We start from the raw sequence: 26,218 nt of genomic DNA, 5'->3' as shown, positions 1-26,218 counted from the left end.
ATTTTTTACATGAAAAAAATGAAACTATTTTTCAGTTTATTTCTGTTATGTTTTTCCTTATTAAGTTATGCACAGCAAACAGTAAAAGGTACAGTTACCGAACAAGGAACTGGTGAACCTTTACCTGGTGTTTCTATCTTAGTAAAAGGAGAAGTAAGAGGTACTGAAACAGATTTTAATGGTAACTATGAGATCAAAGGTGTTAAAGCTTCAGATATCTTAGTTTTCTCATTTATTGGTATGAAAACTACCGAAATTAAAGTAGGTAATCAAACTTCTATTAATGTACAATTAGAAGAAGATGGTCAAGTTTTAGACGAGATTATTGTTGTGGGATATGGTACTACTACTGTAAAAGACGCAACAGGTTCTGTTGAAGCCATCACAGAAAAACAATTTACTAAAGGTAACATTGTAACTCCTGAAAATTTACTTAACGGTCGAGTTTCTGGGGTAAGTATTAATACTAGTGGAGCACCTGGTTCTGGTTCTCAAATTAGAATTCGTGGGGGGTCTTCTATTAACGCTTCCAATGATCCTTTAATTATTATTGATGGATTACCAATTTCTAATGATGGTGTTGATGGATCTCGTGGTGTTTTAGCTAATATTAACCCTAATGACATTGAGTCTTTCTCTGTATTAAAAGATGCTTCTGCAACTGCAATTTATGGTTCACGAGCTTCAAACGGTGTAATTATAATTACTACTAAGAAAGGTAAATCAACTTGGTCTTTAGATTTTGATACTCAAGTTACTACTGGTAAAATTAATGATAGAATCAATGTATTTTCTGCAAATGAATTTAGAAACTTAGTAAATTCTCAACCAATTCCTGGAACTACTTTAGATACTAGTTTATTAGGAACAGCAAATACAGATTGGCAAAATGAAATTTTTAGAAACACCGTTTCTACAATTCATAACTTAACAGCTAGAGGAACGATCTATGATTTAATTCCAATTCGTTTATCTGTTGGATTTAATGATCAAGAAGGAGCATTATTAACTTCAGATTTTACAAGAAGAAATGTTTCTACGGCTTTAAGCCCTTCTTTATTTAATGATCATTTCAAAATTAATTTAAACTATAGTAGAGCTTTTGAAAACAGTAGGTTTGCGGATTCGGGACAAATAGGTGCTGCTTTACGTTATGATCCTACACAACCAGTTTTTGATAGAAACTCTCCTTTTGGTGGTTTTTACCAACACTTAGCTGGATCAGGTGTTGCTAATGGAACAACAAATCCAGTTGCTTCTTTATTACAAAGAACAAATGTTGGTAAATCTTTCAGAGAATACGGTAATTTACAGTTCGATTATAAACTACATTTTTTACCAGAATTAAGAGCTGTTGTTAACTTAGGTTACGATAGAATTAAAGCAAGTAGAAAAGATTTTACATCTTTAAGTGTACCAAGAGCTTCTAATGCTACAGTTATTGGTAACGATTTTGAATCTGAACAATTAAGAATCAATAAATTATTAGATGGTTACTTAAATTACAACACTAAATTTAGTGATCAAATATCTGGGGATTTTACAGCAGGTTATTCTTATCAAAAATTTGAATTTAGAGGTAGTGATACTGGTAACAGAAGAGATCCTGACTCTAACCCTCAAACGTTTGCGGATCCAGATGTAGTTTTAATTGGTTTCTTTGGTAGAGCAAACTTTAACTTCTTAGATAAATACTTATTAACTTTAAACTATAGACGTGATGGTACTTCTCGTTTTGCTTCTAAAAACAGATGGGGTAACTTTCCTGGAGCTGCTTTAGCTTGGAAAATTAGTGAAGAAGACTTTTTAAAAGATTCTAAATTTGTTTCTAGTTTAAAATTAAGAGCTAGTTACGGTGTTACTGGTCAGCAAGAAATTAGTGAAAAAGATATTTTCTTAAACCGATACAGATCTGGTAACGAAAATTCTCAATATTTATTTGGAGGAGTTCCAATTTCTACAAATATTCCTTCAGCAATCAACGAAGATATTAAGTGGGAAGAAACTGCTACTATCGAATTTGGTATCGACTATGGTTTATTTAATGATAGAGTAACTGGATCTATTAGTGCATTCCAAAAGAATTCAACAGATTTACTTTTTGATGCCCCTACTCCATTTAACTTTACAAACAGAATTATTCAAAACGTTGGTGAATTACAAATTAGAGGTTTAGAATTTTCTATAAACTCAAACGTTATAGATAATACAGACTTTAGTTTAGATTTCAATTTCAACGGTACATTATTCGATAGAGAAATTAAAGACTTAGTTTCTGGTTTCGAATTTCAAACTGGAGGAATTTCAGGAGGTACTGGATCAGATATTCAAATCAACAGAGTTGGTGAAGCTCCAAGAGCTTTTTATGTTTTAAAACAATTAACTGACAGTAATGGTAATCCAATTGAAGATGCTTATTTAGATATTAATGGAGATGGAATTATTAATAGTAGTGATAGATATTTAAGAGAAAGTCCAGATCCAGATGTAATTTTAGGTTTCCAAAGTAACTTAAACTACAAAAATTTCGATCTTTCTTTTAATTTAAGAGCAAACATAGGTAACTATGCTTACAACAACGTAAATTCTTCTAGAGCTCAATTAAATTTATTAAGAGATAATGCTGTTTTAGGTAATATTCCTACTTCCGTATTAAATACTAATTTTGTAAATACTGCAGATGTACTTTTATCTGACTATTTTGTTGAAAACGCGTCTTTCTTAAGAATGGATAATATTACTATAGGTTATACTTTTAACAGACCTATTAAGAAGTTTTCTAAAAATAGTATTAGAATATGGACTGGTATGCAAAATGTATTTACATGGACAAATTATTCAGGTTTAGATCCTGAAGTGTTTGATGGAATAGATAATATTATTTATCCAAGATCAAGAAATATCTTATTCGGAGCCAATATTAAATTCTAAAAAGAAAAAATGAATATCAAAAACAATATTAAAACGGTATTATTTTTTGCAGTGATTACATTATTTATGTCATCATGTACAGAAGATTTAAATATTATACCAAATGATGATCAAACAACTTTAAGTGAAGAGTTGTTTGAAAATGAAAGTGCTTATAAAGAGGTTTTAGCAGGTATTTATGCAAACTTTTCTTTAACAGGTACTGACGGAGCCACTACATCTAATTTAGATGGTATCGATCCAGGTACAAGTCAATATGGACGTACTTTATTATATCTACAAACCTTAACAGCAGATCAAATGATTTGGTCTTATGAAACAGATCAAGGAGTTGCTGAAATTCAACGTAATACTTGGAATGCTCAAAACCCTATTGTCTTAGGAATGTTTGAAAGAGCAAGAGCTTCAGTTGGTTTTGTTAATAATTTTTTAAACGAAACTACTCCTGAAAAATTAGATTCTAGAAATGTTTCTGATGATACACGTCAGGAAATAACTACTTTCAGAGCTGAAGCTAGATTAGTAAGAGCACTAGCATATTATCATTTAATGGATTTATATGGAAAAGCTCCTTTTACTGATGAAAATTCAGTAGTGAATACTGCCCCTCTAGAAGCTTCAAGAAGTGAATTATTTACATTTATTGAAAGTGAATTAAAAGCTATTGAAGCAGATTTAAAAGATCCTAGACAAAATGAGTATGGAAGAGCAGATAAAGCTGTAGCTTGGATGGTTTTAGCTAAAATTTATTTAAATGCTGAAGTTTACATTGGTAACGATCGCTATTCTGATTGTATCGAATACTGTAATAAAATTTTAAATAGTGGTTATGTTTTAGCTCCTAACTATTTAGATTTATTTAAAGCTGACAACGACCAAGGCGCTGCTAGAAACGAAATTATTTTTGCTTTTGTTTCTGACGGATCATTTGTTCAAAACTTTGGTCCTACTACAGTTATGATTAATGGTGCTGTTGGAAGTATCGAAAAAAATGGTGTTGATCTTGGTGTAACAACTGAAGGTTGGGGTGGTGCTTTACGTGTTAGAAAACAATTTGCAGATTTATTTAATGGTGGAGCATTTATTACAGATACCAGAAATACTTTAATTACAGCTGGAAGACCAGTTACAATTACTGATATTGCAGACCGTGATACTGGTTATATTATAGCTAAATACTCTAATGTTAGTTCTGGAGGAGTTGCAGGAGGAAATCAAACTTTTGTAGATACAGATTTTCCTTTATTTAGATTAGCTGATGTGAATTTAATGTATGCTGAAGCCGTGTTAAGAGGTGGAACAGGTGGTTCTATAGGTGAGGCAGTTACATTAGTTAATCAATTAAGAACTAGAGCTAATAATCCACAAGCAATTACAGTTACTGATCTTACTTTAGGCTTCATTTTAGATGAAAGATCTAGAGAATTACATTGGGAAGCTCATAGAAGACAAGATTTAATTCGTTTCGGACGTTTTACTGGAGGAAATTATAATTGGGCATGGAAAGGAAATGCTACTAATGGAATTTCAATAGCAAATCATTTAGATTTATTTCCGATACCAGCAAGTAGTTTAGCTTCCAATCCGAATCTAACACAAAACTCAGGTTATTAAACAATTACAATATCAAGATGAAAAATAAATTTATATATAAACTATCTTCATTAGTCTTATTAATTTTTATTGGTATAGGTTGTGAAGATAATGCAGAAACTTTTACAGTTTCTGATGCAAAAGCACCAGATTTAGCTGCTGTAGCAATAAGTGAAATAGAAATTGATCAAGTTAATGTGAACAATCCAGCAGTCACTTTTAATTGGTCTAGTGCTGATTATGGTCAACAAACTGCTGTTGTTTATGATGTCGAATTTTCTACAGATCAAGATTTTACAAATCCAGTGATAGGTGCATCTGTTACAGGTGAGAATACCGTTACATTTTCTATGGGAGAATTAAATACAGCCGCAGGTAATGCAGGATTAAATCCTTTTGAGTGGGCTAATGTATATGTAAGAGTAGTATCTTCTTTAGGTAAACAGCGTGCTAATAAAGCAAACTCAAATTCTTTATCTTTAAGAGTTTTTCCGTTTTTCAATTATATTTTTGATGATTATTATCTAGTTGGAGATGGAACAGCGCCTGGTTGGGATAACAATAATAATAACCCTGCATTATTTAGAAATCCTAATGATGAAAATTTATTCACTTATACTGGTCGCTTTGGTGATGGTCAATTTAAGATATTAGAAAGTAAAGGTGCTTGGCGACCACAATGGGGAACTGATGTTGGAACATTAGATGCTGCTACAGGTATTGCAGCTGGAGCAATAAGAGTAAATGATGGAGATGATGAACCTGAGAGATTTCCAACTTCTGGAGCTGCAAATATTACTCCTGGCTTTTATACGTTTACTATTAATTTTACAACTTTAAAATACACTTTTGAAGCTTTTGATGCTAGTGGAATTGATAGTCCTGGTTCATTAGCTGTTCAGGGATCTTCTTTAGATGCTCCTGTTGCATTAACTCCATTAACTTTTGATGGTCATATTTGGAATGCATCTGCAGTAAGATTAAAGCCAGGAGATTTACAATTTTTAGCAAATGGTACTGATGCTTGGGGAAGCGATACTTCTTTTTCAGGAATTGCAACTAATGGAGGTGCTAACATTCCTGTAATAGTAGAAGATGATTACGATATCTGGTTTAACGATTTAACTGGTGAGTATATTCTTGTTCCATTGAATTTATAATTAATAGAAGTATTACAATGAAATCAATAATAAATAAAATATTCTTCACAGTAGTTGCATCAGCTATGCTTTTGTTAACTTCATGTGAATCAGAAGACAATATAAATATTACAACACCTGATCCTACTTTTGAATTAGATATACCTGGGATCTCAAATGTGTTTTTAAATTATTCTTTACCTGATAATCCAGCATTTACAATTACTTGGAATGATGGAGTAACTTCAGCTACTTCATACAATATTGAAATGGCAACTGAAGATACTTTTGCTACTCCTGTGGCATTAGGTACTACTTCAGAGAAATCATTTTCAATGACTGTAACTGAATTAAATCAGGCTATTAATAATGCAGGGATAACTGAATTTAATGATATTCCTGTATTTATGAGAGTTAAAGCAGGAGAACAAGTAAGTAATAGTGTACTATTTTTAGTGACAACTTACCCGGTAAATGCTCCAACTTTAGAAAGTGGACTTGCTGATGGAGATTCATTCACTTTATCATTAGATATGAATGATCAAAATGCATTTGCACTAGTAATTAATGATCCTATTTTAGATGCTAACTTAGGAGTTACTGTTGATTACTTTTTAGAAGCTGCTGTGGTAGGTACAGATTTTGCAACTGTTGAAGAATTAGGAACTAGTACAGATAGTGCTAACATTAATGTAACTCATGCTAAATTAAATGCTGTTGCTCAAGCTTTAGGAATAGCTCCTGATACAACTGGTGATATAGAAATTCGTTTACGTTCTGTAATTACTAACGGTACAGGTGATACATTAGAAAGAATTGGTACTCCAATAACAGTTACTGTAAGTACTTATTTAACGGTATTAGATTTATCTACTACTTGGGGAATTGTTGGTTCAGCAGCTAACAATTGGGGAGCAACTCCAGATTTACCTTTCTTTAAAACTGATGTAGACGGTGTCTTAGCAGCTTACGTTACATTAATTGATGGTCAAATCAAATTTAGAGAGAATAATGATTGGGCTGTAAATTATGGAGATACTGGTGCAGATGGTTCTATTGAATTAAACGGTGATAATATAGATGTTACTGCAGGTTCTTATAAAATTACTTTAAACTTTAATGACAACACATATGCTATCGAAGCTTTCTCTTTAGGAATTGTAGGCTCTGCATACAATGATTGGGGAGCTACTCCAGATTTTATGCTAGAATACGACCAATATTCTGATGTTTTTAGAGGAATAGTTACTTTATTAGATGGTGACATGAAGTTAAGAATGAATAATGATTGGGCTGTAAATTATGGAGATACTGGTGCAGATGGTTCTATTGAATTAAATGGTGATAATATCACTGTAACTGCAGGTATTTATATCGTTACTGTAGATTTAAACGATAATAGTTATTCTTTAGAACAAATAACAAATGTATGGGGACTTGTAGGTTCGGCCTTCAATAATTGGGGAGCTACTCCAGATGCTCAGTTCACAAGAGATTGGTCTAGACCATTCGATGATGTTTGGATCTTAAGAGACGTAGAGTTATTAGATGGAGAATTTAAATTCAGAGCTAATAATGCTTGGGACATTAATTATGGTGATACTGGAGGAGATGGTACATTAGAAGTAAATGGTGATAACTTAACTGCTACAGCAGGAACTTATACTATTACATTAGATTTTTCTGATGCTGCAAATCCAACATATACGATTCAACCTTAATAATTTAAGACATATGTAATACAAAAACTATCCATAAACTTTTATAGTTGATGGATGGTTTTTGCTTTTTAATTATACCTTATGAAGAAAATAGTACTTTTTTTAATCCTTTGTATTCATGTTTCATTATTTGCACAACAGCAGAATGTTTCATTTTCTGTTTCCCCCACTACTTTTAATGAAGATGAAGAGATTACAATTACTGTTACTAATGTAAATCCTGCTACGTGGGGAGTAACAGATATTTATTTATGGGCTTGGTCTTTCGACACTAATGATGAAAATATCATGGATTCTCCAACAAACGGAACTTGGACGAATTCTAATGAAGCTCAAAAATTAACCAATAACGGTGATGGAAGTTATTCTATAAGCTTCACTCCTACTTCTTTTTACAATAGAACAGGAATTGGAAGAATTGGAATGCTTGTAAAAGCTAAAGATGGTAGTGGAGATAAAAAATCTCAAGATCAAGTATTTGAAGTTGGAAAGTTTCAGTTAACATTAACTTCTCCTAGCTCTTCTCCTACTATTGTTAATTCTGGAGATAACGTAACAATATCAGCTACAACTAGTTTAAATGCAAACTTTAATTTAAAAGCTAATGGTACCTCTATAAATACTCAAAATAATAGTACTAATTACAGCTTTACTACAACTGTAACAGCTACAACAAATTTTGAGTTAGAAGCTGTAAACGGTGGTGATACAAAAACAGCTAACTTTCAAATCATTGTAAAACCTACAGTCGTTGAAGAAAGTCTTCCTACTGGAATAAAAGATGGATTAACTTTAAACCCAACAGATAATACAAAAGCTACTTTAGTTTTATATGCTCCTGGAAAAGAGTTTGTTCATGTTATTGGAGATTTTAATAATTGGACATTAAATGATTCTTATTTATTAAAAAAAGATACAGCTAATGATCGTTTTTGGATTGAATTAACAGGTTTAACTCCACAAACCAATCATATGTATCAGTTTTTAATTGATGGGGCTTTACGTGTAGCAGATCCTTACTCTACTGTTGTTTTAACTGAAAGTAACGATCAGTTTATAAATACTACTACTTATCCTGATTTACCTGCTTATCCAACAGGAAAAACGAATCATGCTGTTACTTTATTAAGAACTGGAGATACACCATATGCTTGGGAAGTAACCAATTTTAATCGTCCTGCTAAAACTGATTTGGTAATATATGAGGTTTTATTACGTGATTTTGATCAATTACATAGTTTCGATGCTTTAAAAGCTAGATTAGATTATATTGAAGGTTTAGGTGTAAATGCTATTGAATTAATGCCTATTAGTGAATTCGATGGAAATGAATCTTGGGGATACAATCCTTCATTTCATATGGCCTTAGATAAATATTATGGAACTCAAAATGCTTTTAAACAATTAGTTGACGAATGCCATAAAAGAGGTATTGCTGTAATTTTAGATGTTGTATATAATCATGCAACGGGTCAGAATCCTTTCTACAGAATGTGGAATACTGATAATGGAAATTATGGTGGGCAAGCTTCTGCTGATAGTCCTTTCTTTAATGCTACAGCTAAACATTCATTTAATGTTTTTAATGATTTTAATCACAGTAAGCAAGCTACTAAAGATTATGTAAAACGTACTGCTCAATTTTGGATTGAAGAATATAATATTGATGGTTTCAGGTGGGATTTAACCAAAGGTTTTACACAGAATTGTTCTGGATCTGATGATGCTTGTACAAATGCAATGCAAGCAGACAGAGTTGCTGTTTTAAAAGAATATGCAGATTATCAATGGGACATCGATCCTGATTTTTATGTAATTTTTGAACATTTAGGAACCAACCAAGAAGAATCAGAATGGGTAAATTATCGTTTATCTGAAGGAAAAGGAATTATGATGTGGAGCAATTTAAATTCTAATTATAACGAAACAACTTTAGGATTTCATACAAGTGGAAAATCTGACTTTTCATGGATTGATTATAGAAATAGAGGTTGGTCTGTGCCTGCTAATATTGCCTATATGGAAAGCCATGATGAGCAACGATTAATGTATAAAAATTTACAATTTGGAAATTCTAATAGCACTTACAATGTAAAGGATTTAGCAACTGCTTTAAATAGAATTACAAGTGCAGGAGCATTTTATTTTACTGTTCCGGGACCAAAAATGATTTGGCAATTTGGTGAATTAGGTTACGATGTAGATATCGATTTTAATGGTAGAACAGGAAATAAACCAATTCGTTGGGAATATGCAGACGAAGCGAATAGAAAAGCTATTTACGATGTTTGGGCAAAACTAATTGCTTTAAAAAAGCAAGAAGATATTTTTAGAACTTCTGATTTTACTTTAGATGTAAATAACTCTAATGGTTTAAAGAAAATTCAATTAACGAATGATAATACTTCTGACGATTTGAGATACGTTACAATTATTGGAAACTTTGGGATCACAGCTCAGGCAATTAATCCTTCATTTCAACAAGCAGGAACTTGGTACGATTTATTAGATGAAACTAAAACTTTAAACATAACTAATACTACTGCAACTTTGGCTTTACAACCAGGAGAATTTAGAATTTTTGGTAGTTCTGCTGTAACATTATCTAATGAAGATATTGAAAATAATGAAGACGTTTTACGTGTATTTCCAAATCCATCAAGAGACTTTATTTCTATTAACAAAGAAGTTTCAGATGTAAAAATTTATGATATTTCTGGAAAACAAGTCTTATACTTTAAAGGAAAATACAATAAGAATCATACTTTCTCTTTACAACAATTATCACAAGGATTGTATTTTATTAAAGGGAAAAACAACAATAATTTGTTTTCTTATAAATTGCTAGTCAAATAAAAGTTCCATTAAACATTTTAAAACCGTTCTTTTCTGAACGGTTTTTTTATTTCTTAATTAGTTTAATAATTTTTGAATTTCTGCTTCAATTTTATTTTCCCCTTCATATCCAATAAACTCTTTAACAACTTTTCCTTGCTTATCAATTAAAAAACTATGAGGTAGTAAATTTACTTTATACATATAACTGACAGGATCATTCAGACCTTTCAAATTCGATAAATTCTCCCATTTATAGCTGTCTTTTCTAATAGCTTCTTGCCAGTCTTCTTTTGTTTCATCTAATGAGTAACTTATAATAACTAAGTCATCTTTATATTTAGTTTGTAAAGGCGTAAATTCTTTTTTGTTTTGAACATGACACCAAGTACACCAGTTTGCCCAAAAATCAAGTAGAATTATTTTGCCGTTATAATCTGATAATTTAACATTGTTTCCTTTAATCGTTTCTGCTTTAAAATCAATGAAGTTTTTACCTATTTCTACTCTTTTAGAAGAAAGATAATTACGAAGCAATTTTCCATTTGTAGATTTCTTAAGATTATCACTTAACTTATTATATACTATTGATAAACTATCAGAAGAAAATTTATTCTTTAGAAATACAATTTTATGTAATGAAAATGGATTATTACTTTGTTTGAAAATAAGTGCTTTTTGATCGTTTTGAATGGAATCAAAGTATTTAGTAACCAAAACATTTAATTTATCAGGATCTTTAACAGTCGCTAATAATTTTGACATTTTACGATCATAATTATCAATAACTTGATAATATTTATGAGCAATATTATTAGTTTCGTCATTCTTGACTTTTATTTGCTTAAACTGATTAAAATCTCCTTTAAAAAGTAAATCTTGTTTATTGTACCAGAAATATAAATTTTGTTTTGTTGAATCCTTAGGGTTAAATATTTCTAAAGTATATTCTCCTTTATCAATACTATTATTTAGTTCAAAAACAAATTTCTCTTTAGAAGAAATTACAGTTATTTTTTGATCACTTTTAGTATTTGGATTCATACTGATTTTACAACCAGCTTCAAGATGAACTAAATCGCCTTCTATTAAATAGTTTTTATTTTTTGTTTGATTACTACATGAAGTTATCAAGGCAACAACTAATATTATTAAGATATTTCTCATTTCTTTTTATTTAAGTAATTTTTAATCTAAAATTAGTACTTAGCACTAATAAAGAAGTTTTAAGGTATATGAATTTTGCAATTTTTAAATATAAGCCCAAGCAACTATAACAAAAATAGAATTTTAAATAAGAAAAAACTATAATAATATTCTTTTAACACTTAAAATTAAAAACATAAAAAAACCGTTCTTTTCAGAACGGTTTCTCTTATTTATTTACAGCAAATATTTCTTTTAACTGTTTCACCATATTTCCATTTCCAGAAACAGAAATCTCACCAATTTTATCAGCAATTTTTTCTACATATTCCATTTCTTTCAATTTATACAGCATTTCATTTTCTTCCATTAATTTAGCTGTATTCAGTAAACTTCTTGTAGAAGCTGTTTCTTCTCTACGAGTAATGATATTAGCTTGTGCTTTCTTTTGTGCAACTAAAACCTGATTCATAATTTCTTTCATATCACCAGGTAAAATAATATCTCTAATTCCACAGTCTAAGATTTTCACACCAAGCTTTTTAGCTACTTCAACAGAAGCTTCTAAAACAACTTTAGAAACGTCTTCTTTGTTTTCTAATAATTCATCTAAAGAATATTGTCCAACATATTTTCTTAATGTTAATTGCATTGCAACATACAATTGCTTTTCATAGTCTTTATTTTCCAATAAAGCTTTTTCAATATCAGTAACTCTATAATTCGTGTAAAAGTTGATTCTAATATTTGCTTTATCTTTAGTTAATAATTCCTGACCAGCAATTTCAAGTTGTAACTGACGCATATCTACTTTGCTTATCTTTACTGAAGTATTATTTCTCCAGAATCTATAAGTTCCACCTGTTAGTGTTTTTGTGTACACATCATCTACAAGTAAAACAGCTTTTTCATAAGAAAAAACTTCAAAAGCTCTTATATACTTTGCTAGTTCATAATTTGAAAATAATGATTTGTCTATGTGTTCTGTAATATAAATTTTACTTGTGTCTACTTTCTGAAATTTTCTGTTAATAAAACCTTTCCAATATAAATATCTACCTGCAGAAAGTACAGATTTAAAGTTTTCATTTTCATACACTAATACTAACTCATTATCTTTAACTTCAACTACATCTAGTAAATCTACTAAAGCTTCATCTTTCAGTAAGATTTCTGTAGCTACAGTAGTACGAAATTGATGCGATAAATCGTAAATCATTACATTTTGATTAAATCCTAACCAGTGTATTCCTTCGGTAATTACTTTTTGGTAGTTTCCATTTTTGAAAACTAAGCCAACTTTTCCTAAGTGAATTCTTACTCTTTTCATTTTCCTTTTTTTATTTAATTATGAGTCATTACGAACAAAATGAAATAATCTATTATGCTATTTAAAGATTTCTTTTATCATTTTCCTTCGGAATGATTATGCTTAACTTTTATAAAAGAAGTATTGCTAATGCTCTTTAATACACGGCTATTTGAATCTATTTAAATATCTGTATATCGTTTTTTAAAGTGGATCAATTATCTCATTAATAATCAACTGACTTTAAAAAAGTTTATACTTCCGTTTAAATTCAAAACAGATAACAAGTATATCTCATGAGTGTTGACTGAACAACTCATTACCAATACTTCAGTTTTTCATCAGTTTTAAAAGATGATGAGCTTTAACCTACATTAACAGTGTAGTGCTCTAGCCAACTGAGCTATAGAACTGCGTGAGTTCTAACAGGATTCGAACCTGTGCAAAAAAACAGCGAGAGTCGTAATCTCGAGTTTGATGTCGGACTCGAACCGACTTGCCTCCTGGCTTTCCATTTTAACTAGATTTTCAGTCTAGCGCGTCTACCTATTTCGCCATATTCCCTTTTGTGGAAATAGTGGGATTCGAACCCACACTAATTAACTCTATCGTTCTAACCTAACTAAACTACATAAACCCTAAGTTTATGGCGGGAATCGAACCCGCGACCTATAGAATGAGATTATTTTTTGGCTAATAATCAAAACCTTCAAGTCAAGTTGCACATACATTACTCATACAAAACTGCAAGAATGTATACAATAGTGCTATACTGAAACACCCAACAAGACTCGCTTGATATTTTTATATTATTATAATTTGTTCCCTGAAGCTCTCAAAGGAAACTACAATTATTAATATTTATTTTCAATGAACTTTCTTTTCAATTAGGCCTCACCATACTCCTTGTTATAGTGAGGCTTTACTTTTCCTTTTCAATATTTCCCCCCTCTTACCGGTTTCTTTTTCATAATTACACTGCAAATATTACAGCATATTGCGCATTGTTTTTGCGCAATTAAATTAATTGTCTTTTTTTTTGACTTTTTCAACTCTAATCTGCCTAATTTATTTCAGCAACTTATAATTCATAAAAATTTTTAAATATGAAATGAACTATATTTTACACAACTTTATCTGCACAAGATGAACTTGCAAATGCGTAAGGTTTTGCTTTAAATTCAAACCCCATACCTAAAATATATCCCATAGCATCTTTTAATGCAACATTAGATTGAAATTTAGGATCCGTATTAATATCCGCATGAACCTCTAAAGCAACATTGTATTTATCTAAAATATTACAAATTGCATAGGCTGTTTCAACAGACATCGTAACTTCTTTAAGCATTCTTTCTTTAATACTAATCTGTTTAGTTCCTTTTAGGTTTCTCATAAACATAAATCCACCTTTTCCTTCTCTTAACACTACAATAGCAGTAGCATATTCAATATGTGACTTGTATGCTTGTGAATCTGATCCTACACAAATTTTTAAATTGTAACCTTCTTTTTGTTCTCTTACAATAGCTTTTTCAATAATTGTAGTGATAGACTCATCAAACTCTTTACCACTGAAATTTCTCCATTTTTGTTTTACAGTTTTCATTTTTCATTCATTTTGCATTTTATTTAGTGGAACAAACAGGATTCGAACCTGTATCTTCGGATTTTCAGTCCGACGCATTGACCAACTTTGCTATTGTTCCTTTTTCAATTATCTGTTATCAGTAGCAATTATCATTTTACTTATTGATCACTGATAACTATTAATTGTTCATTGAATTTTGGGGTGATCTCGGGATTAGCTCATTATCTTTTTTATTTTTATATATGTATTCGTGAATGTTGAACATTTCGAACCCTGTTCTTCTCATTCACAGTGAGATATTTTACCACATAAACTAAAACCACCATTTGTAAACCTGACAGGATTTGAACCTATACAACAAGAGTCAAAGTCTTGTATGCTAACCATTACATCACAGGTTTAATTTGTACAGGAAAAGAGATTCGAACTCTCAAAATTCAGATTCTAAATCTGACGCGTATACCAGTTCCGCCATTCCTGCTTTTTCAATGATTAGTTATCTGTAAACAATTATCATTTTTTTTCTTATTGATTACTGTTTACTTATTATTGTTTTGCTGAGGCATTGGGATTCGAACCCAAGACTTCCGTGTTAACAGCACGATACTCTACCAGCTGAGTTATACCTCAATTTTGGTGACTTTAATGTTAATCTTTAACAGCCAATTAATTTCTTTAACGCTAAGTCACCATACACACACCTTCTTTCTAGGTTTAGTCTAGAGAGCAGGATTCGAACCTACAACCTCCTGCATCCAAAGCAGGTAAACTACCAATTGTTATACCTCTAGTTTTAGCGGTTCATACGAGAATCGAACTCGTATCTCCCGAGAGACAGTCGGGAAGGTTAGCCATTAACCACAATGAACCTTTTTTTCAGTGATTAATTATCAATTAACAATGATCAATTTCTTTATTAATCATTGTTCGCTGTTCACTGAACATTGTACTCCACCTTGGATTCGAACCAAGAATTCACACGGCTTAAACGTGAACTACGTTCTTAATTTCTCAAAACACGTTTTGCTCATTAATCTTTACCATTTTGGCCAGTGGAACAAATTGTACATCTACTAAGACTCGAACTTAGACTTAGAGATTCGTAATCTCTTGTGCTATCCTTTACACCATAGATGCTTGTTCGCACGTTCATAAGGATTCGAACCTTAACCCTGAGTTTTGGAGACTCAGATGCTACCATTACACTATAAACGTATTTTTGAGCATCTGTCGAGACTCGAACTCAAAACTGAAGATTGGAAGTCTACTATGTTACCAATTACACTACAGATGCATTTTCAATTATCAGTAGACAGTTATCAATTATCATTTTTTATTATTAAATGCTTATTGACTATTGTTCACTGATTTGTGGAAGTAGTAGGACTCGAACCTACAAGCTCCGAAGAGACCAGATTTACAGTCTGGCGAGCCAACCAATTGCTCAATACTTCCTTTTCAATATTTCAATGATCTTCAATCGAGACAAGGATGAGATTGCTTTGCTATCTCATTTAGTCTTGCTTTGGATCTTCATAACTTTCAAACCAGTTTGAAGTTATTTCAATCATCGAGACAAGGATGAGATTCGAACTCACAAAAAACAGAGTTGCAGTCTGTCGCCTTAAACCATTCAGCCACCTTGTCATATTTAGTCTAGAGAGCAGGACTCGAACCTACAACCTCCCGCATCCAAAGCGGGTAAACTGCCAATTGTTATATCTCTAGTTTTAGCAGTGCTGACGGGATTCGAACCCGCAACTTTCCGAGAGACAGTCGGATGCGCTAGCCATTGCGCCACAACACTTTTTGCGGAGAACAAAGGAATCGAACCTTCACCATTATCATGGACTTAATTAGCAGTTAAGCGTAACAAACCAATATTTACCTATTCTCCTTTTGTACTCTGTAAGGGAATCGAACCCTTATTTCCTGATAGAAAGTCAGGCGTACTTGCCGTTATACGAACAGAGTTTTTTTGCGGAAGAGGTGGGATTCGAACCCACACGAGTCGTTAACTCCGAACGGTTTTCAAGACCGTGGCCACCACCAAATTGGCTTGCTCTTCCAAATTTTCATAGCATAAAAAAAGCATCTCACTTTGATAAGGAGATGCTTTTAATCTTTTTAAATGAATGTATATCACAATATACTTTCATAATCTATCTCCTTTTTATAACTAAAATCTAAATCCGATCCACTAAACAGTGAGCTACATTCCGGTAAACGGAATCCTAAATGATTGGCTGTGTTATGTTGTGGATATTGTTTCATGTTATTTCTATTAATTGTATTATACTGAACTAATGTATAGTTGTTCTTTATTGAAATTATATGTTGTTCAGTTTGATACATTTTTATTATTTATTCTTTTTATATTTTGTTTTGTCTTGTTGTTTTTGACACTGCAAATATGGAACACTTTTTTTAACCACACAAGAAAAAATTGAATTTATTTTATTGATTATCAATTACTTAACCCTAACCCTAGACAATAAAAATCCTGTCCGTTTTTCAACGGATACTTTACTTGTTTACAAAAGTCTGTCTCTCAATTGTTTTCAGTTTTTTATACTTTTATTTTAATCTTATTTATTTAAACATTTTCTTTTAATTTTTTTCATAAAAAAAGCGCCCAATTTTCATTGGACGCTAGTATTTGTATTTATTTTAATCTATTTCATTCAAATTGACTCTTGAAATTTATATACATAGCATCCTTTTTCGCCTGCTTCTGGACGAAAATCATAAGAACAAAGTCCTAATAATTGATTCATGATATGTATACTTATTGTTTTCATTTGTAGTGCAATATTAGTTCATTTTTTGAAAATGACTAAAGATTTCATCATTTTTTTATTGATTTCACCTCATATTTTACTTTAAAAAGATATAATACAAAGCTGTTTTTTAAGTTATTAATCAAATAAACATATCTTTTAATATTTAAAATTGTATTTTAAGGTGCTTATTTTTACTTAATAAAACCCCGAAAACCCTGTATGACTAGAAAAGTATTCTTTAAATTGAGTCTAATTTTAGTATTTCTATCTGGAAATAGTACTATTCAATCACAAGCTCCATTAAATTCTTCTCAACAATTTCATAAAACTAGTGGAGACGTTCTGGTTGGGTTATTACCTGCAATTGCTTTAACTTCTACATTTATTTGGCAAGATGAACAAAAAGGAACTTTACAGTTTACAAAATCATTCGTAAGTACTGTAGCAGTTACTTCATTATTAAAACTAATCATAGATAAAGAACGTCCTAACGGAGAAAGCTTAAATAGTTTTCCTTCAGGGCATACATCTATATCATTTGCTAGTGCTACTTTTATTCAAAAAAGATATGGTTGGAAATATGGTATTCCTGCATATATTTTTGCTAGTTATGTAGGCTTTTCTAGAATTGAAGCTAAAAAACATGATGGCTGGGATGTTTTGGCTGGAGCTGCAATTGGTTATGGTTTTAGTTATTTATTTACTAAACCGTATGATAAAAATGCACAAATACAAATAACATCTGGTATGTTAGATGATACTCCAACGTTTGGATTTAGGTATACTTTTTAAACAAAAAAAATCTTTAAGTAAATAAATACTTAAAGATTTTAAACTAATTGAAACTATTTGTTTCTTAAACACCAATGCAAAATTTTTGCAATGTTCTTTGCATCATCTACACCTCTATGATGCGTTCCTTCCAAAGGAATATCCAAAATATGTAAAGCTCCTTTCATACCAACTTTTCGTCTTAAATCTTTCACTTCTGAAAAAAGTACTTTTACGTTAATATGTTCTTGTGATAAAGGATATTCAACACCTCGTTTTTCACACTGACTTTGAATCATTTTTAAATCATATGCTCCATAACTTGCCCAAACATATTCTTTAGAATTATATTTCTCTCTAATTTCTTGGCAAGCTTCTTCAAATGAAATACCTTCTTTATCCAATAAACCTTGAGTAATTGTAGTTAATTCCGTGCAAAACGGACTAACTTCAGATCGTTCTGGCTTTACTAAAATTCCTTTATTTCTAGATATTTCACCTGTTTCAGTATCTAATTCACAAATACCGAATTCAATAATTTCACTTGTTTTCCCTGGTGGTATTTTACCATTCCAACAAGTAGCTTCTATATCTATTACTATTATTTTATTTCTTTTTAATTTCATTTTCATTAAATATTTTGATAAAACTATCTTTTTCTAGTACATCTAAAGAAAAATCGTAAGTTGCTTCTTCCTTATCTGTAACTACTGCTCCACCTAATAAATCAACAATAGTTTCAAAAGTTAGTGGATTGTTCCATTGTTGGTATAAAGCTTTAGTAGCCAAATCAGAAATCTCAGAATTACCAGAAACTCTTGCATGACCAGCTCCAAAGTTTAATAAAACAAAAGATTGTCTATTTTCTTCAGGTAAAATCATACCTAAAATAGTTTGTTTTTGCACAGAACTACATTTTATATCAGCAAAAACTTTATTTGGATTCATCATATAATCATACTTTACGTCATCTCCTTTACCTATAACTATTTTATAAATACAATCTTGTCGACCAGAGTATACATTATTGTTCACTAAAGTTGGTGCATTTAATCCTTTATTAGCATACAAATATTCAACTGCACCATTTGGTGCATCCGTTATATCTCCTGAATACATTAAACTTCCTTCACCTTGTTTATAACTAGCATTCCACCCTACTTTACCTCAAATGTTAATACCAGATAAATCTAAATCATGAGCTCCCCATTGATTTTCCCAATACACACCAATAGCTAACTTTTCTCCATAAAATTTTGTTCCTGTTGGAATATTACCTACATACATTTTTTCTGAAGTTGGTAAAGCATAAGAAACCTCATTTGGGACATAAACTTTTTGATCAGATAAATTAAATCTACTCTTTAAGTAATTTAATAAGAAATCATAATTTTTACTACTTATATAAGTTGTATCTCCTGAATAAACTTCAGAAATTGAAGTAATTTCCTTTTGTTTTTTCGTAAAACCAAACTTATATTTTAGAGAAGTTAATAAAGCTCCGTAGTCATTTTCCATAACATGAGTTGGAGCACCAGATTTTACCCAAGATTTTCCATTTCTAACACGATACAAAAAAGTGTTTTGTCCATTTTTTCTGATATAACAAGCATTTAAAGCTTTAAATAAAGCAAATGGAGTTGCACTGTTTAACCAGTGAATATCTTTATCTGCTAACAAAGAATGTGTTACTTCGTTTAATGGATTTGATACTAATGGTTTGTGATATTGTTTAGATAATTTACTAATCTTATTAATTGTTTTTGGTGCTCTATTTTTAAAAGCTAAAAACAAAGGTTTAAATCTATTGAAAATTTCAGCTAATCTTTCCAATCCAAATCTATTAAACGCCATTGTAGGATCGTAAGTACTGTTTTTAATAGCTTCGATTAATTCATCATTTTTAATTAGTAAAGTTGTATTAGTAGTTCTATAAATAATATATCTAAAAAACTCGACAACATTATCTGGGTAAACTTGATATAAGTCTGCAATTTTTACAATTGCTTCTTTATTTTTAATTTGATCTTTACCTGTAAAATTATAATTTAATTCTTCAGCTAAAATTGATAAAATATCATCTATAGTTTCTTCTTTTAAAGCAATACCCGATTGTAATAACGACAAACATTTTTCTGTCATTTCTTCAACTGTATATGCCTTAATTACTTTATAAATTAATTTTAAATCTGGAACATCTAAAACTTCTGAAGGAATATAAATCTCACTAGAAAAATTACTTCCATAGGTAGAAATATAATGTTGTATTTGCTCAACAAATAATTCAAATCGTGTACTCGACTTAATTTTATCCCAAGATTTGTGGAATGTTTTATTTAAATCATTACCATTTAATCGTTCACGAGCATAAAATCCTTCAATTTTATTTTTTGCCCAAAGTGCATTTTTTTCAATAATAAATCCTTTATTAGATATGTAAGGAGTTTTATTAGTTTCTAATTCTTTTGCTATTACAGCATTAAACAATTTTAATGTTTTCATTTTTCATATCATTTATAAGTGAGGTGTATTTAATGGAATATATAGGAACACCTTTTACCTATTTTATTTTAAAAAAGACGAAGAGTAAAAAACCAATCGTGTATGGAATCGAACCATGAATAGGAACTCTTTTTGTCTTTAATAATCAACGAGAAGTATTTTTCTTTTAAGGATAATTTATAGGAACTTCTTTTGTCGATTTGTGACTCAGACAGGACTCGAACCTGTAACCTCTAGAACCAAAGTTTCTAGGAACTATTTATGCTTTTTTAATAGCGAACAGTATAACAAATCTAGTGCTCTATCCAATTGAGCTACTGAGTCTGGTAATACTAACGGAAAGTAATATTTAGGTGACAGCTAATGTTAAATAGGAACTTTCTTAGTCAGTATTTGTAGTTCGGGCAGGAATCGAACCTGCGACACACATTTTGGATCTTTTCATAGGAACTATTGTTGCTTTTTCATAGCGAATAGTATTTTTCTGTTGCTCTACCGCTGAGCTACCGAACTATATTATGATGTTAATGAACTTTTAATTTTGCCTCATCATACTCCTCGTTATGATGAGGCTTTTTTCTTTTTCAATCTTCCCCCTCTTCTTTTCAATTTCATAGATTTTCTATTTCTTTTTCATAATTACACTGCAAATATTGAAGTGTATTGCGCATTGTTTTTGCGTAATAAAAAATAATGTTATTTATTTTCATAAATTTTATCTCTACGATCGATTTCAGCAAGCGGACTTCCTTTAAATGTATCAATATTTACAAAGCCATTCGCCTCAGTAATTAAGGATTCAGAAGGTTTTACAGCTCCTCTCCTAACATTTCCATAATCGCCAGTGAGTTTTTTAGTAGCCGGATCTATATCTCCCCATAATTTATCAGGTTTTCCTTGATCTATAGGCTCTACATAATATGTGATTCCTGTTACTTTAGACTGAACAATAAATCTTCCTGAATTATCTGTGCCTTGTAAAAACCTTTTTAAAACTTCTCTTCTCATTTTTTTATTTTTAATGATTAAACTCAATTATTTCTTTTTCTTGTTTTTCTTTGCTTTAGCTTCTTTTTTCTTTTCTTTCTTTTTAGTCTTTTTCTTTTTCCGTGGAACTTTGTCTTTAATCCTATCTTTATGCTGATCAATTGTATACATAAAACTATCATTATACGTATGAATTTTTGCCTCTTTTAAGAAACCTAATGCCTTTTGATAAGATCTTTTTTGTTCATAAAGTCTTGCTTTACTTACATATAAAACCGCTTTGTCTGAACCTTTAATTTTTAAAGCAAAATCTATTAATTTTTCAGCTTCATCTAAATCTTCATTCCATAATAGAACATTAACATAATGCGGGTAAATATGAAATGCATTAATATCCTCAGCTAAAGCTTCAGCAAAATAACTTTTCGCCTTTTCATAATCATATAAACTCTCAGCATAAATGCGTCCAAGCAAGCCTAACACCATAGTGTTTTTTTCATCATAGGCTAAAGCATAAGTTAAAGCTTCCATAGCTTCTTCTAAATCATATGGATATGCATCTAATGCTTTAAATATGTAATTATTCGTTAGTGTTTTCATTTTGTTTCAATATTATTTCGAGAACATTCATTATGTTTAATTCAATTCTCTACGCAAATCATTTTTTAATTGATTACGTTTTAATTTATAGTTTTTCTTTTTCTGTTTTTGAATTTTAAAATCTGTTCCATTAAAAATCTGTACAGGATTTCCTCTTTCTATATTCAAATGATTTTCCCATTCTTGTTGTACCGATTGCTGTAATTGTTCAATATTACTTGCTACCACTCGTTCTTTTAATCGTTGTATTGCTATCTTTTTATTTTGATGCTGTGATCTACTTTCTGATACCAATACTTGAATTCCTGTTGGAATATGTTTTGCTCTAATCGCAGAACTTACTTTATTTACATGTTGTCCTCCAGGACCAGAACTTCTTATGGCTTGAAATGCTATTTGCTTTTCATCTACAGTAATTTTGTTATTAATTTTTAATTCAAAACAACCGATAAACCAGTTTTTACGTTTGTGATGTTTTCTGAATGTTGATGTACCAACCCATTGAATAGTGCCTAACCATTCTTTTAAAAATGAAGTCAAGCTTTTACCTACAATTTGGATTGTAACCGATTGAACAGTTCCATTTTCATTCCCATTTTCTTTTTGAAGAATCGTATAATCATACTTATTTTCTTCTAATTTTTTCAGGAACGTTTTTAATATTTTAGCAACTACCAAAGTACATTCTGCAGGTCCACGACCTGCGGTAAATTGAATTGTTTTTGTTTCCATGTTATTTTATTATTGTCAGTTCGAGTGATTTTAATCGAATGAAATGAGGTTCAAATTTTATCGAGAACCTACCAAACTCTTCTCGATACAAAAGCATTCTTTATTTCATTTTGAATACTTTCACTCGAAGTGATAAAGTGCCTTTAAGGCATTTTTGATAACAATGGATTGCCAATTGGATTTTTTCCTTCTGATACTAATTTTACTGCGGTTTTTACTGCCCAACATTTATCACTTGAATGAATGTTTGAATAAAAACTTAATAACGTTTCTGGCTGAACTACATGCCAACCATTAACTTCTGTTGTTGCTATGGTTTTAGATTCGAAGAAATCGATTGTAATTCTAACTTCTCTTCCTGTTGGTAACCATTCTATTTTTTCGTATCTTCTAAAATTCTCTTGGCTAGGCATATGATCGTAACGAGTCCAAACTTTTTCAAATCCTTCATCCAATAAAATTTGCATTACAATTCCTACATTTTTAGGATTCACAAAAATGTCTATATCCTTATGATCATGTGCATGTTTGTATTCCTTATGATTCATTTCTGACATAAAATGCCAGGCCCAACCTCCAGAAATAACAATCCATTGTTTTAATTTTTCTAATATTTTTAAGCCTAATTCTATACGGTAATCAGGCCATAATTCTCCGTATCTTTTTGTGTTATGTTGTGCTCCCATAGTTTTATTTTTTATACTATTAGCTATTCGCCATTGGCTCTTTGTTTTTAGCTGTTTGTTTTTTTGAAATATTTTATTAAACATTCTTAGTTATACTAATGTCAGTTCGAGTTATTTTATGAATGAAAATGAAGTAAAATTGTATCGAGAACAATTCGATTACTTCTCGATATAAAATTATTCTCCATACCATTTCAAATAATTTCACTCGAAGTGACAATTCGTAATTCATCATTAAAAAATGATCATTTTTCACTGAACTACTTATCCATTCTTACAATTTTCGGGGTAAAAGTTCCGACGACTTCTACCAGTTCTTGTTGATTTGCCATGACTTTTTTTATGTTTTTATATGCCATTGGCGCTTCATCAATTCCACCTCCAATTAAACTCACTTGATTCATATTCAGTTGATGCTTAATGTCACTTTTGGTAAACTTCTCTTTACATTTTCTTCTAGAATGCTTTCTTCCTGCTCCATGTGATGCAGACTGTAAACTTTCTTCATTACCCAAACCTCGAACAATGTATCCTGGTGTTGTCATAGATCCTGGAATTACTCCTAATTCTCCTTTGCTCGCTGGAGTTGCTCCTTTTCTATGTACAATTCGTTCTACTCCGTTTACTTGTTCTTTCCAAGCAAAATTGTGATGATTTTCAACCATTGCTAGTGGCTTTACTCCTAACAGTTTTGCTACACGTTTGTGAATATTATCATGACAAGCTTTTGCATAATCACCTGCTAAATTCATAGCTAACCAATATTCTTGTCCGTCATGTGTATTTAAATCTAACCAAGCTAAATGCTGTACATTCTTTGGTAACGGACATTGCTTACTCGCTAAATAGGTATAATGTTTTGCTATATTAGCCCCTAAAGCTCTTGATCCACTGTGAGATAATAATCCCACATATTCACCAACTGGTAAATTAAACTCGTTCTTTTCATCAGTTATCGTTACAATTCCGAACTCTACAAAGTGATTTCCACTTCCTGAAGTTCCTAATTGTCTAAATGCCTTTGTTTTTAAGCGCCTTACTAATGGAATATCTCGAAACTCACTACGTTCAAATATTTCATGATCTTTTTTTTTATCATGAGTTTCATACATTCCAAACTTTGTATGCTCTTTTAAAATATTCTCCATTTGATGTTGCTTTCCTTTGATGTAAGAAGCTTTCATTGGATAAATACTTAAAGCCATTCTACAACCGATGTCTAATCCCACACCATATGGAATTACTGCATTCTCTGTAGCTAAAACTCCGCCAATGGGCAAACCGTACCCCGAATGTGCATCTGGCATTAATGCTCCTTGCACTGCTATTGGTAATTTTAAAGCATCGTATAATTGATACTTTGCTTGATCATCAATTTCGTTTTCTCCATAAATTGAAAATGGAGCTCTTGTATTTCGTAATTGATGCATTCTAACTTCTACTGGTTTTGTTAAACCTTCTGCAACTTTCCCCCAAATCGCATTTCCCTGATATTTTTCTGGATGAAGCAATACGTCTTTTGCTTCTTCTAAAATGCGCTCTTTCTTTTCCTTTTTTCTGTATCGGTTAATTTGCCCTAAGGCGATGTTTATACTATTATTTTGTGGAAATCCTAAATTGATTAGGTCTTTTCCTTTTAATCTCTTTCCCATGTTACTTTCCCATTTAAAATTGCTGCTATTGGATAGTTTTGTAAAGCTTTTAATTGTTTTTTAGCTTTAAGTTTATCCTTTGTAAAATCTTGGGTTGTCCAATAATCTTTTCGATTCCAACCACAAAATTTTGCGTTTGCTTTGTAGTATCCGTTTCTTAACAACTTGTTATCAAGTAAAGTATCTTCACTTTCTAACTCTGGATCAATTTTTTTAGAATGCGTTATATAAGCTCTCGTGTATTTTATACGATAGGCGCTTTTAGGAATTCGTACATAAAATCTTTTTCTAAGCTTTTTATCTTCTGTTCTGTACGAATACACAGTGCACATCTTTTGTGCTTTATAACTTAATCTGTTGAATTGACGTTTACTGATGGTTGGAAAATTTTTATAGATCAGATATTTTGAAATTTGATCAAACCATTGTTGATCTGCTTCTTCTTTGGTTCTACCCCAAAATTTCTTCTCTATTACATCGTATAATTCAAGAATCTCTTTCTTGTTTTTATATCGATCTACATTTTGAGTTATAACGATCTCTTTAAACCAACCATGTCGAATTGGTTTTTCAAGTTTTATATAACCTAAACTTTGTTTTTGTTTCCAAATTTGACGTTGTCTTTTCCAGATACCACGAACCTCTTTAAGTCTTTTCGACTTTTTATGTTCTGGTTTCAATTATTTTCCTATTAAACGTTGCTTTGTTTGTTTCGGAAATGGTAATAAACTAAACGGAATTGTGTAGTATTAAAAATCCGAAACTTTGTTTTGGGCTTCGGACTTTAAACATATTGTATACTATTTATGAATGAAGTCACGAAGCTGTTGTGCATAAGAACCTAGTTCTCTTGTTACACCGATGTCTTTTCTTAAATTGAACATTTTACTTCGTTTTTTATGTGTTAAGTTTTAACTCCTTTTTTTATTTTATATTAGTTAGACTCCCCTAACTATTATAATAAAGTTATTAAAACGATATTTTGTTTTTGCTTTAATTGCGATGCAAAGATGTGAGGCTTTTTTTTATTACGCAAGAAAAAAATGAATTTATTTTACTGTAAATCAAATACTTAAATCAATTAAAGAAAATAAAAATCCTGTCCGAATTTCTTCAGATAATTAATCTATTGTAATTGAGTTATGTAGTACTATTGACTCTTTTTTCAAAGGGCTACATTTTTTTCATAAAAAAAGCGTCCAAATTTTACAACTTGGACGCTTTTGAGTGATTTTATACT

At 30.8% G+C, this 26,218-nt stretch carries 19 protein-coding genes, 16 tRNA genes and 1 pseudogene; 6 read left to right on the top strand and 30 right to left on the bottom strand.

Annotated elements, in window-relative coordinates; translation table 11 throughout:
• Positions 1–9 precede the first annotated feature (9 nt).
• The 5 genes from Q1A46_RS04670 to Q1A46_RS04650 all read left to right on the top strand — a co-directional run bounded on the left by Q1A46_RS04670 (position 10) and on the right by Q1A46_RS04650 (position 10,240).
• Positions 10–2,931 (top strand): SusC/RagA family TonB-linked outer membrane protein, encoded by a 2,922-nt coding sequence (locus tag Q1A46_RS04670; RefSeq protein WP_299674571.1) that lies wholly within the window; start codon positions 10–12, stop codon positions 2,929–2,931.
• A gap of 9 nt (positions 2,932–2,940) precedes the next feature.
• Positions 2,941–4,545 (top strand): RagB/SusD family nutrient uptake outer membrane protein, encoded by a 1,605-nt coding sequence (locus Q1A46_RS04665; RefSeq protein ID WP_299674568.1) that lies wholly within the window; start codon positions 2,941–2,943, stop codon positions 4,543–4,545.
• A 17-nt stretch (positions 4,546–4,562) separates the two neighbouring features.
• Positions 4,563–5,684 (top strand): SusE domain-containing protein, encoded by a 1,122-nt coding sequence (locus Q1A46_RS04660; protein ID WP_299674565.1) that lies wholly within the window; start codon positions 4,563–4,565, stop codon positions 5,682–5,684.
• Between the two features lie 17 nt (positions 5,685–5,701).
• Positions 5,702–7,384, top strand: coding sequence for a SusE domain-containing protein (locus tag Q1A46_RS04655; RefSeq protein WP_299674562.1), 1,683 nt, complete (start codon positions 5,702–5,704; stop codon positions 7,382–7,384).
• Between the two features lie 81 nt (positions 7,385–7,465).
• Entirely contained in the window at positions 7,466–10,240 is a 2,775-nt protein-coding gene (locus tag Q1A46_RS04650; protein ID WP_299674559.1) for an alpha-amylase family glycosyl hydrolase, read from the top strand.
• A gap of 57 nt (positions 10,241–10,297) precedes the next feature.
• Here the strand turns inward: Q1A46_RS04650 and Q1A46_RS04645 are convergent, their stop codons facing one another.
• The 19 genes from Q1A46_RS04645 to Q1A46_RS04555 form a co-directional block, all read right to left on the bottom strand.
• On the bottom strand, positions 10,298–11,386 hold the full coding sequence (locus Q1A46_RS04645; protein ID WP_299674556.1) for a TlpA disulfide reductase family protein: 1,089 nt from the start codon (positions 11,384–11,386) through the stop codon (positions 10,298–10,300).
• 208 nt (positions 11,387–11,594) lie between these two features.
• Positions 11,595–12,695: a slipin family protein gene (locus tag Q1A46_RS04640; RefSeq protein WP_299674553.1), complete on the bottom strand. Its 1,101-nt coding sequence runs from the start codon at positions 12,693–12,695 to the stop codon at positions 11,595–11,597.
• A gap of 454 nt (positions 12,696–13,149) precedes the next feature.
• Positions 13,150–13,238: transfer RNA gene (locus Q1A46_RS04635), tRNA-Phe, on the bottom strand.
• A 559-nt stretch (positions 13,239–13,797) separates the two neighbouring features.
• Positions 13,798–14,283, bottom strand: a complete 486-nt coding sequence (locus Q1A46_RS04630; RefSeq protein ID WP_299674550.1) for a ribonuclease H-like YkuK family protein — start codon at positions 14,281–14,283, stop codon at positions 13,798–13,800.
• A gap of 27 nt (positions 14,284–14,310) precedes the next feature.
• Positions 14,311–14,383 (bottom strand) — tRNA-Phe (locus tag Q1A46_RS04625).
• A gap of 211 nt (positions 14,384–14,594) precedes the next feature.
• Positions 14,595–14,666: transfer RNA gene (locus Q1A46_RS04620), tRNA-Gln, on the bottom strand.
• Positions 14,667–14,672: 6 nt separating this feature from the next.
• Positions 14,673–14,746, bottom strand: a tRNA-Leu gene (locus Q1A46_RS04615).
• Between the two features lie 76 nt (positions 14,747–14,822).
• Positions 14,823–14,895 (bottom strand) — tRNA-Asn (locus tag Q1A46_RS04610).
• An 88-nt stretch (positions 14,896–14,983) separates the two neighbouring features.
• Positions 14,984–15,056: transfer RNA gene (locus tag Q1A46_RS04605), tRNA-Pro, on the bottom strand.
• Positions 15,057–15,330: 274 nt separating this feature from the next.
• Positions 15,331–15,402 (bottom strand) — tRNA-Arg (locus tag Q1A46_RS04600).
• A gap of 7 nt (positions 15,403–15,409) precedes the next feature.
• Positions 15,410–15,480, bottom strand: a tRNA-Trp gene (locus Q1A46_RS04595).
• A gap of 7 nt (positions 15,481–15,487) precedes the next feature.
• Positions 15,488–15,559: transfer RNA gene (locus Q1A46_RS04590), tRNA-Gly, on the bottom strand.
• 78 nt (positions 15,560–15,637) lie between these two features.
• Positions 15,638–15,720, bottom strand: a tRNA-Tyr gene (locus Q1A46_RS04585).
• Positions 15,721–15,838: 118 nt separating this feature from the next.
• A tRNA-Cys gene (locus Q1A46_RS04580) sits at positions 15,839–15,912 on the bottom strand.
• A gap of 8 nt (positions 15,913–15,920) precedes the next feature.
• A tRNA-Pro gene (locus Q1A46_RS04575) sits at positions 15,921–15,993 on the bottom strand.
• 6 nt (positions 15,994–15,999) lie between these two features.
• Positions 16,000–16,072, bottom strand: a tRNA-Asp gene (locus Q1A46_RS04570).
• Positions 16,073–16,167: 95 nt separating this feature from the next.
• A tRNA-Glu gene (locus Q1A46_RS04565) sits at positions 16,168–16,239 on the bottom strand.
• Positions 16,240–16,246: 7 nt separating this feature from the next.
• Positions 16,247–16,334 (bottom strand) — tRNA-Ser (locus Q1A46_RS04560).
• Between the two features lie 73 nt (positions 16,335–16,407).
• The gene (locus tag Q1A46_RS04555) at positions 16,408–16,620 is read right to left on the bottom strand and encodes a hypothetical protein (RefSeq protein WP_299674547.1); all 213 of its coding nucleotides are present in this window, start codon (positions 16,618–16,620) and stop codon (positions 16,408–16,410) included.
• A 647-nt stretch (positions 16,621–17,267) separates the two neighbouring features.
• Here Q1A46_RS04555 and Q1A46_RS04550 point away from each other — a divergent pair.
• Positions 17,268–17,840 carry a phosphatase PAP2 family protein gene (locus Q1A46_RS04550; protein ID WP_299674543.1) on the top strand — a complete coding sequence of 191 codons (573 nt, stop codon included), beginning with the start codon at positions 17,268–17,270 and terminating at the stop codon, positions 17,838–17,840.
• Between the two features lie 53 nt (positions 17,841–17,893).
• Here Q1A46_RS04550 and Q1A46_RS04545 read toward each other — a convergent pair whose 3' ends face one another.
• From Q1A46_RS04545 to Q1A46_RS04495, 11 genes and pseudogenes are all read right to left on the bottom strand, one after another.
• A complete protein-coding gene (locus Q1A46_RS04545; protein WP_299674540.1) occupies positions 17,894–18,445 on the bottom strand; it encodes a 3'-5' exonuclease in 552 nt (183 codons plus the stop codon).
• Positions 18,426–18,938 (bottom strand): hypothetical protein, encoded by a 513-nt coding sequence (locus Q1A46_RS04540; RefSeq protein ID WP_299674537.1) that lies wholly within the window; start codon positions 18,936–18,938, stop codon positions 18,426–18,428. Before Q1A46_RS04540 ends, Q1A46_RS04545 begins: the two co-directional genes overlap by 20 nt.
• Positions 18,939–18,986: 48 nt before the next feature.
• Positions 18,987–20,321 (bottom strand): hypothetical protein, encoded by a 1,335-nt coding sequence (locus Q1A46_RS04535; protein ID WP_299674534.1) that lies wholly within the window; start codon positions 20,319–20,321, stop codon positions 18,987–18,989.
• Positions 20,322–20,524: 203 nt separating this feature from the next.
• A tRNA-OTHER gene (locus Q1A46_RS04530) sits at positions 20,525–20,645 on the bottom strand.
• A gap of 72 nt (positions 20,646–20,717) precedes the next feature.
• Positions 20,718–20,834 (bottom strand): annotated as a pseudogene (locus tag Q1A46_RS04525).
• 183 nt (positions 20,835–21,017) lie between these two features.
• Positions 21,018–21,329 carry a hypothetical protein gene (locus Q1A46_RS04520; protein WP_299674531.1) on the bottom strand — a complete coding sequence of 104 codons (312 nt, stop codon included), beginning with the start codon at positions 21,327–21,329 and terminating at the stop codon, positions 21,018–21,020.
• 27 nt (positions 21,330–21,356) lie between these two features.
• Positions 21,357–21,908 (bottom strand): lipopolysaccharide assembly protein LapB, encoded by a 552-nt coding sequence (locus tag Q1A46_RS04515; RefSeq protein WP_299674528.1) that lies wholly within the window; start codon positions 21,906–21,908, stop codon positions 21,357–21,359.
• Positions 21,909–21,944: 36 nt separating this feature from the next.
• On the bottom strand, positions 21,945–22,640 hold the full coding sequence (gene prfH / locus Q1A46_RS04510) for a peptide chain release factor H (RefSeq protein ID WP_299674525.1): 696 nt from the start codon (positions 22,638–22,640) through the stop codon (positions 21,945–21,947).
• Positions 22,641–22,783: 143 nt separating this feature from the next.
• Entirely contained in the window at positions 22,784–23,326 is a 543-nt protein-coding gene (locus Q1A46_RS04505; protein WP_299674522.1) for a hypothetical protein, read from the bottom strand.
• A 260-nt stretch (positions 23,327–23,586) separates the two neighbouring features.
• Positions 23,587–24,978, bottom strand: coding sequence for an RtcB family protein (locus Q1A46_RS04500; protein WP_299674519.1), 1,392 nt, complete (start codon positions 24,976–24,978; stop codon positions 23,587–23,589).
• Positions 24,963–25,658 carry a hypothetical protein gene (locus tag Q1A46_RS04495; RefSeq protein ID WP_299674516.1) on the bottom strand — a complete coding sequence of 232 codons (696 nt, stop codon included), beginning with the start codon at positions 25,656–25,658 and terminating at the stop codon, positions 24,963–24,965. The genes Q1A46_RS04500 and Q1A46_RS04495 overlap by 16 nt, the downstream gene beginning before the upstream one ends.
• Positions 25,659–26,218: the final 560 nt, after the last annotated feature.

The organism is uncultured Tenacibaculum sp., from assembly GCF_947502995.1.
In the GTDB taxonomy this organism is placed as follows: Bacteria; Bacteroidota; Bacteroidia; order Flavobacteriales; family Flavobacteriaceae; genus Polaribacter.
This window is presented reverse-complemented; position numbering and strand designations above follow the sequence as displayed.

Coding starts and splice junctions, on each gene's coding strand:
- Q1A46_RS04670 (WP_299674571.1), top strand. CDS start 10: ATGAAAAAAATGAAACTATTTTTCAGTTTATTTCTGTTATGTTTTTCC.
- Q1A46_RS04665 (WP_299674568.1), top strand. CDS start 2,941: ATGAATATCAAAAACAATATTAAAACGGTATTATTTTTTGCAGTGATT.
- Q1A46_RS04660 (WP_299674565.1), top strand. CDS start 4,563: ATGAAAAATAAATTTATATATAAACTATCTTCATTAGTCTTATTAATT.
- Q1A46_RS04655 (WP_299674562.1), top strand. CDS start 5,702: ATGAAATCAATAATAAATAAAATATTCTTCACAGTAGTTGCATCAGCT.
- Q1A46_RS04650 (WP_299674559.1), top strand. CDS start 7,466: ATGAAGAAAATAGTACTTTTTTTAATCCTTTGTATTCATGTTTCATTA.
- Q1A46_RS04645 (WP_299674556.1), bottom strand. CDS start 11,386: ATGAGAAATATCTTAATAATATTAGTTGTTGCCTTGATAACTTCATGT.
- Q1A46_RS04640 (WP_299674553.1), bottom strand. CDS start 12,695: ATGAAAAGAGTAAGAATTCACTTAGGAAAAGTTGGCTTAGTTTTCAAA.
- Q1A46_RS04630 (WP_299674550.1), bottom strand. CDS start 14,283: ATGAAAACTGTAAAACAAAAATGGAGAAATTTCAGTGGTAAAGAGTTT.
- Q1A46_RS04555 (WP_299674547.1), bottom strand. CDS start 16,620: ATGTATCAAACTGAACAACATATAATTTCAATAAAGAACAACTATACA.
- Q1A46_RS04550 (WP_299674543.1), top strand. CDS start 17,268: ATGACTAGAAAAGTATTCTTTAAATTGAGTCTAATTTTAGTATTTCTA.
- Q1A46_RS04545 (WP_299674540.1), bottom strand. CDS start 18,445: ATGAAATTAAAAAGAAATAAAATAATAGTAATAGATATAGAAGCTACT.
- Q1A46_RS04540 (WP_299674537.1), bottom strand. CDS start 18,938: ATGTATTCAGGAGATATAACGGATGCACCAAATGGTGCAGTTGAATAT.
- Q1A46_RS04535 (WP_299674534.1), bottom strand. CDS start 20,321: ATGAAAACATTAAAATTGTTTAATGCTGTAATAGCAAAAGAATTAGAA.
- Q1A46_RS04520 (WP_299674531.1), bottom strand. CDS start 21,329: ATGAGAAGAGAAGTTTTAAAAAGGTTTTTACAAGGCACAGATAATTCA.
- Q1A46_RS04515 (WP_299674528.1), bottom strand. CDS start 21,908: ATGAAAACACTAACGAATAATTACATATTTAAAGCATTAGATGCATAT.
- prfH (WP_299674525.1), bottom strand. CDS start 22,640: ATGGAAACAAAAACAATTCAATTTACCGCAGGTCGTGGACCTGCAGAA.
- Q1A46_RS04505 (WP_299674522.1), bottom strand. CDS start 23,326: ATGGGAGCACAACATAACACAAAAAGATACGGAGAATTATGGCCTGAT.
- Q1A46_RS04500 (WP_299674519.1), bottom strand. CDS start 24,978: ATGGGAAAGAGATTAAAAGGAAAAGACCTAATCAATTTAGGATTTCCA.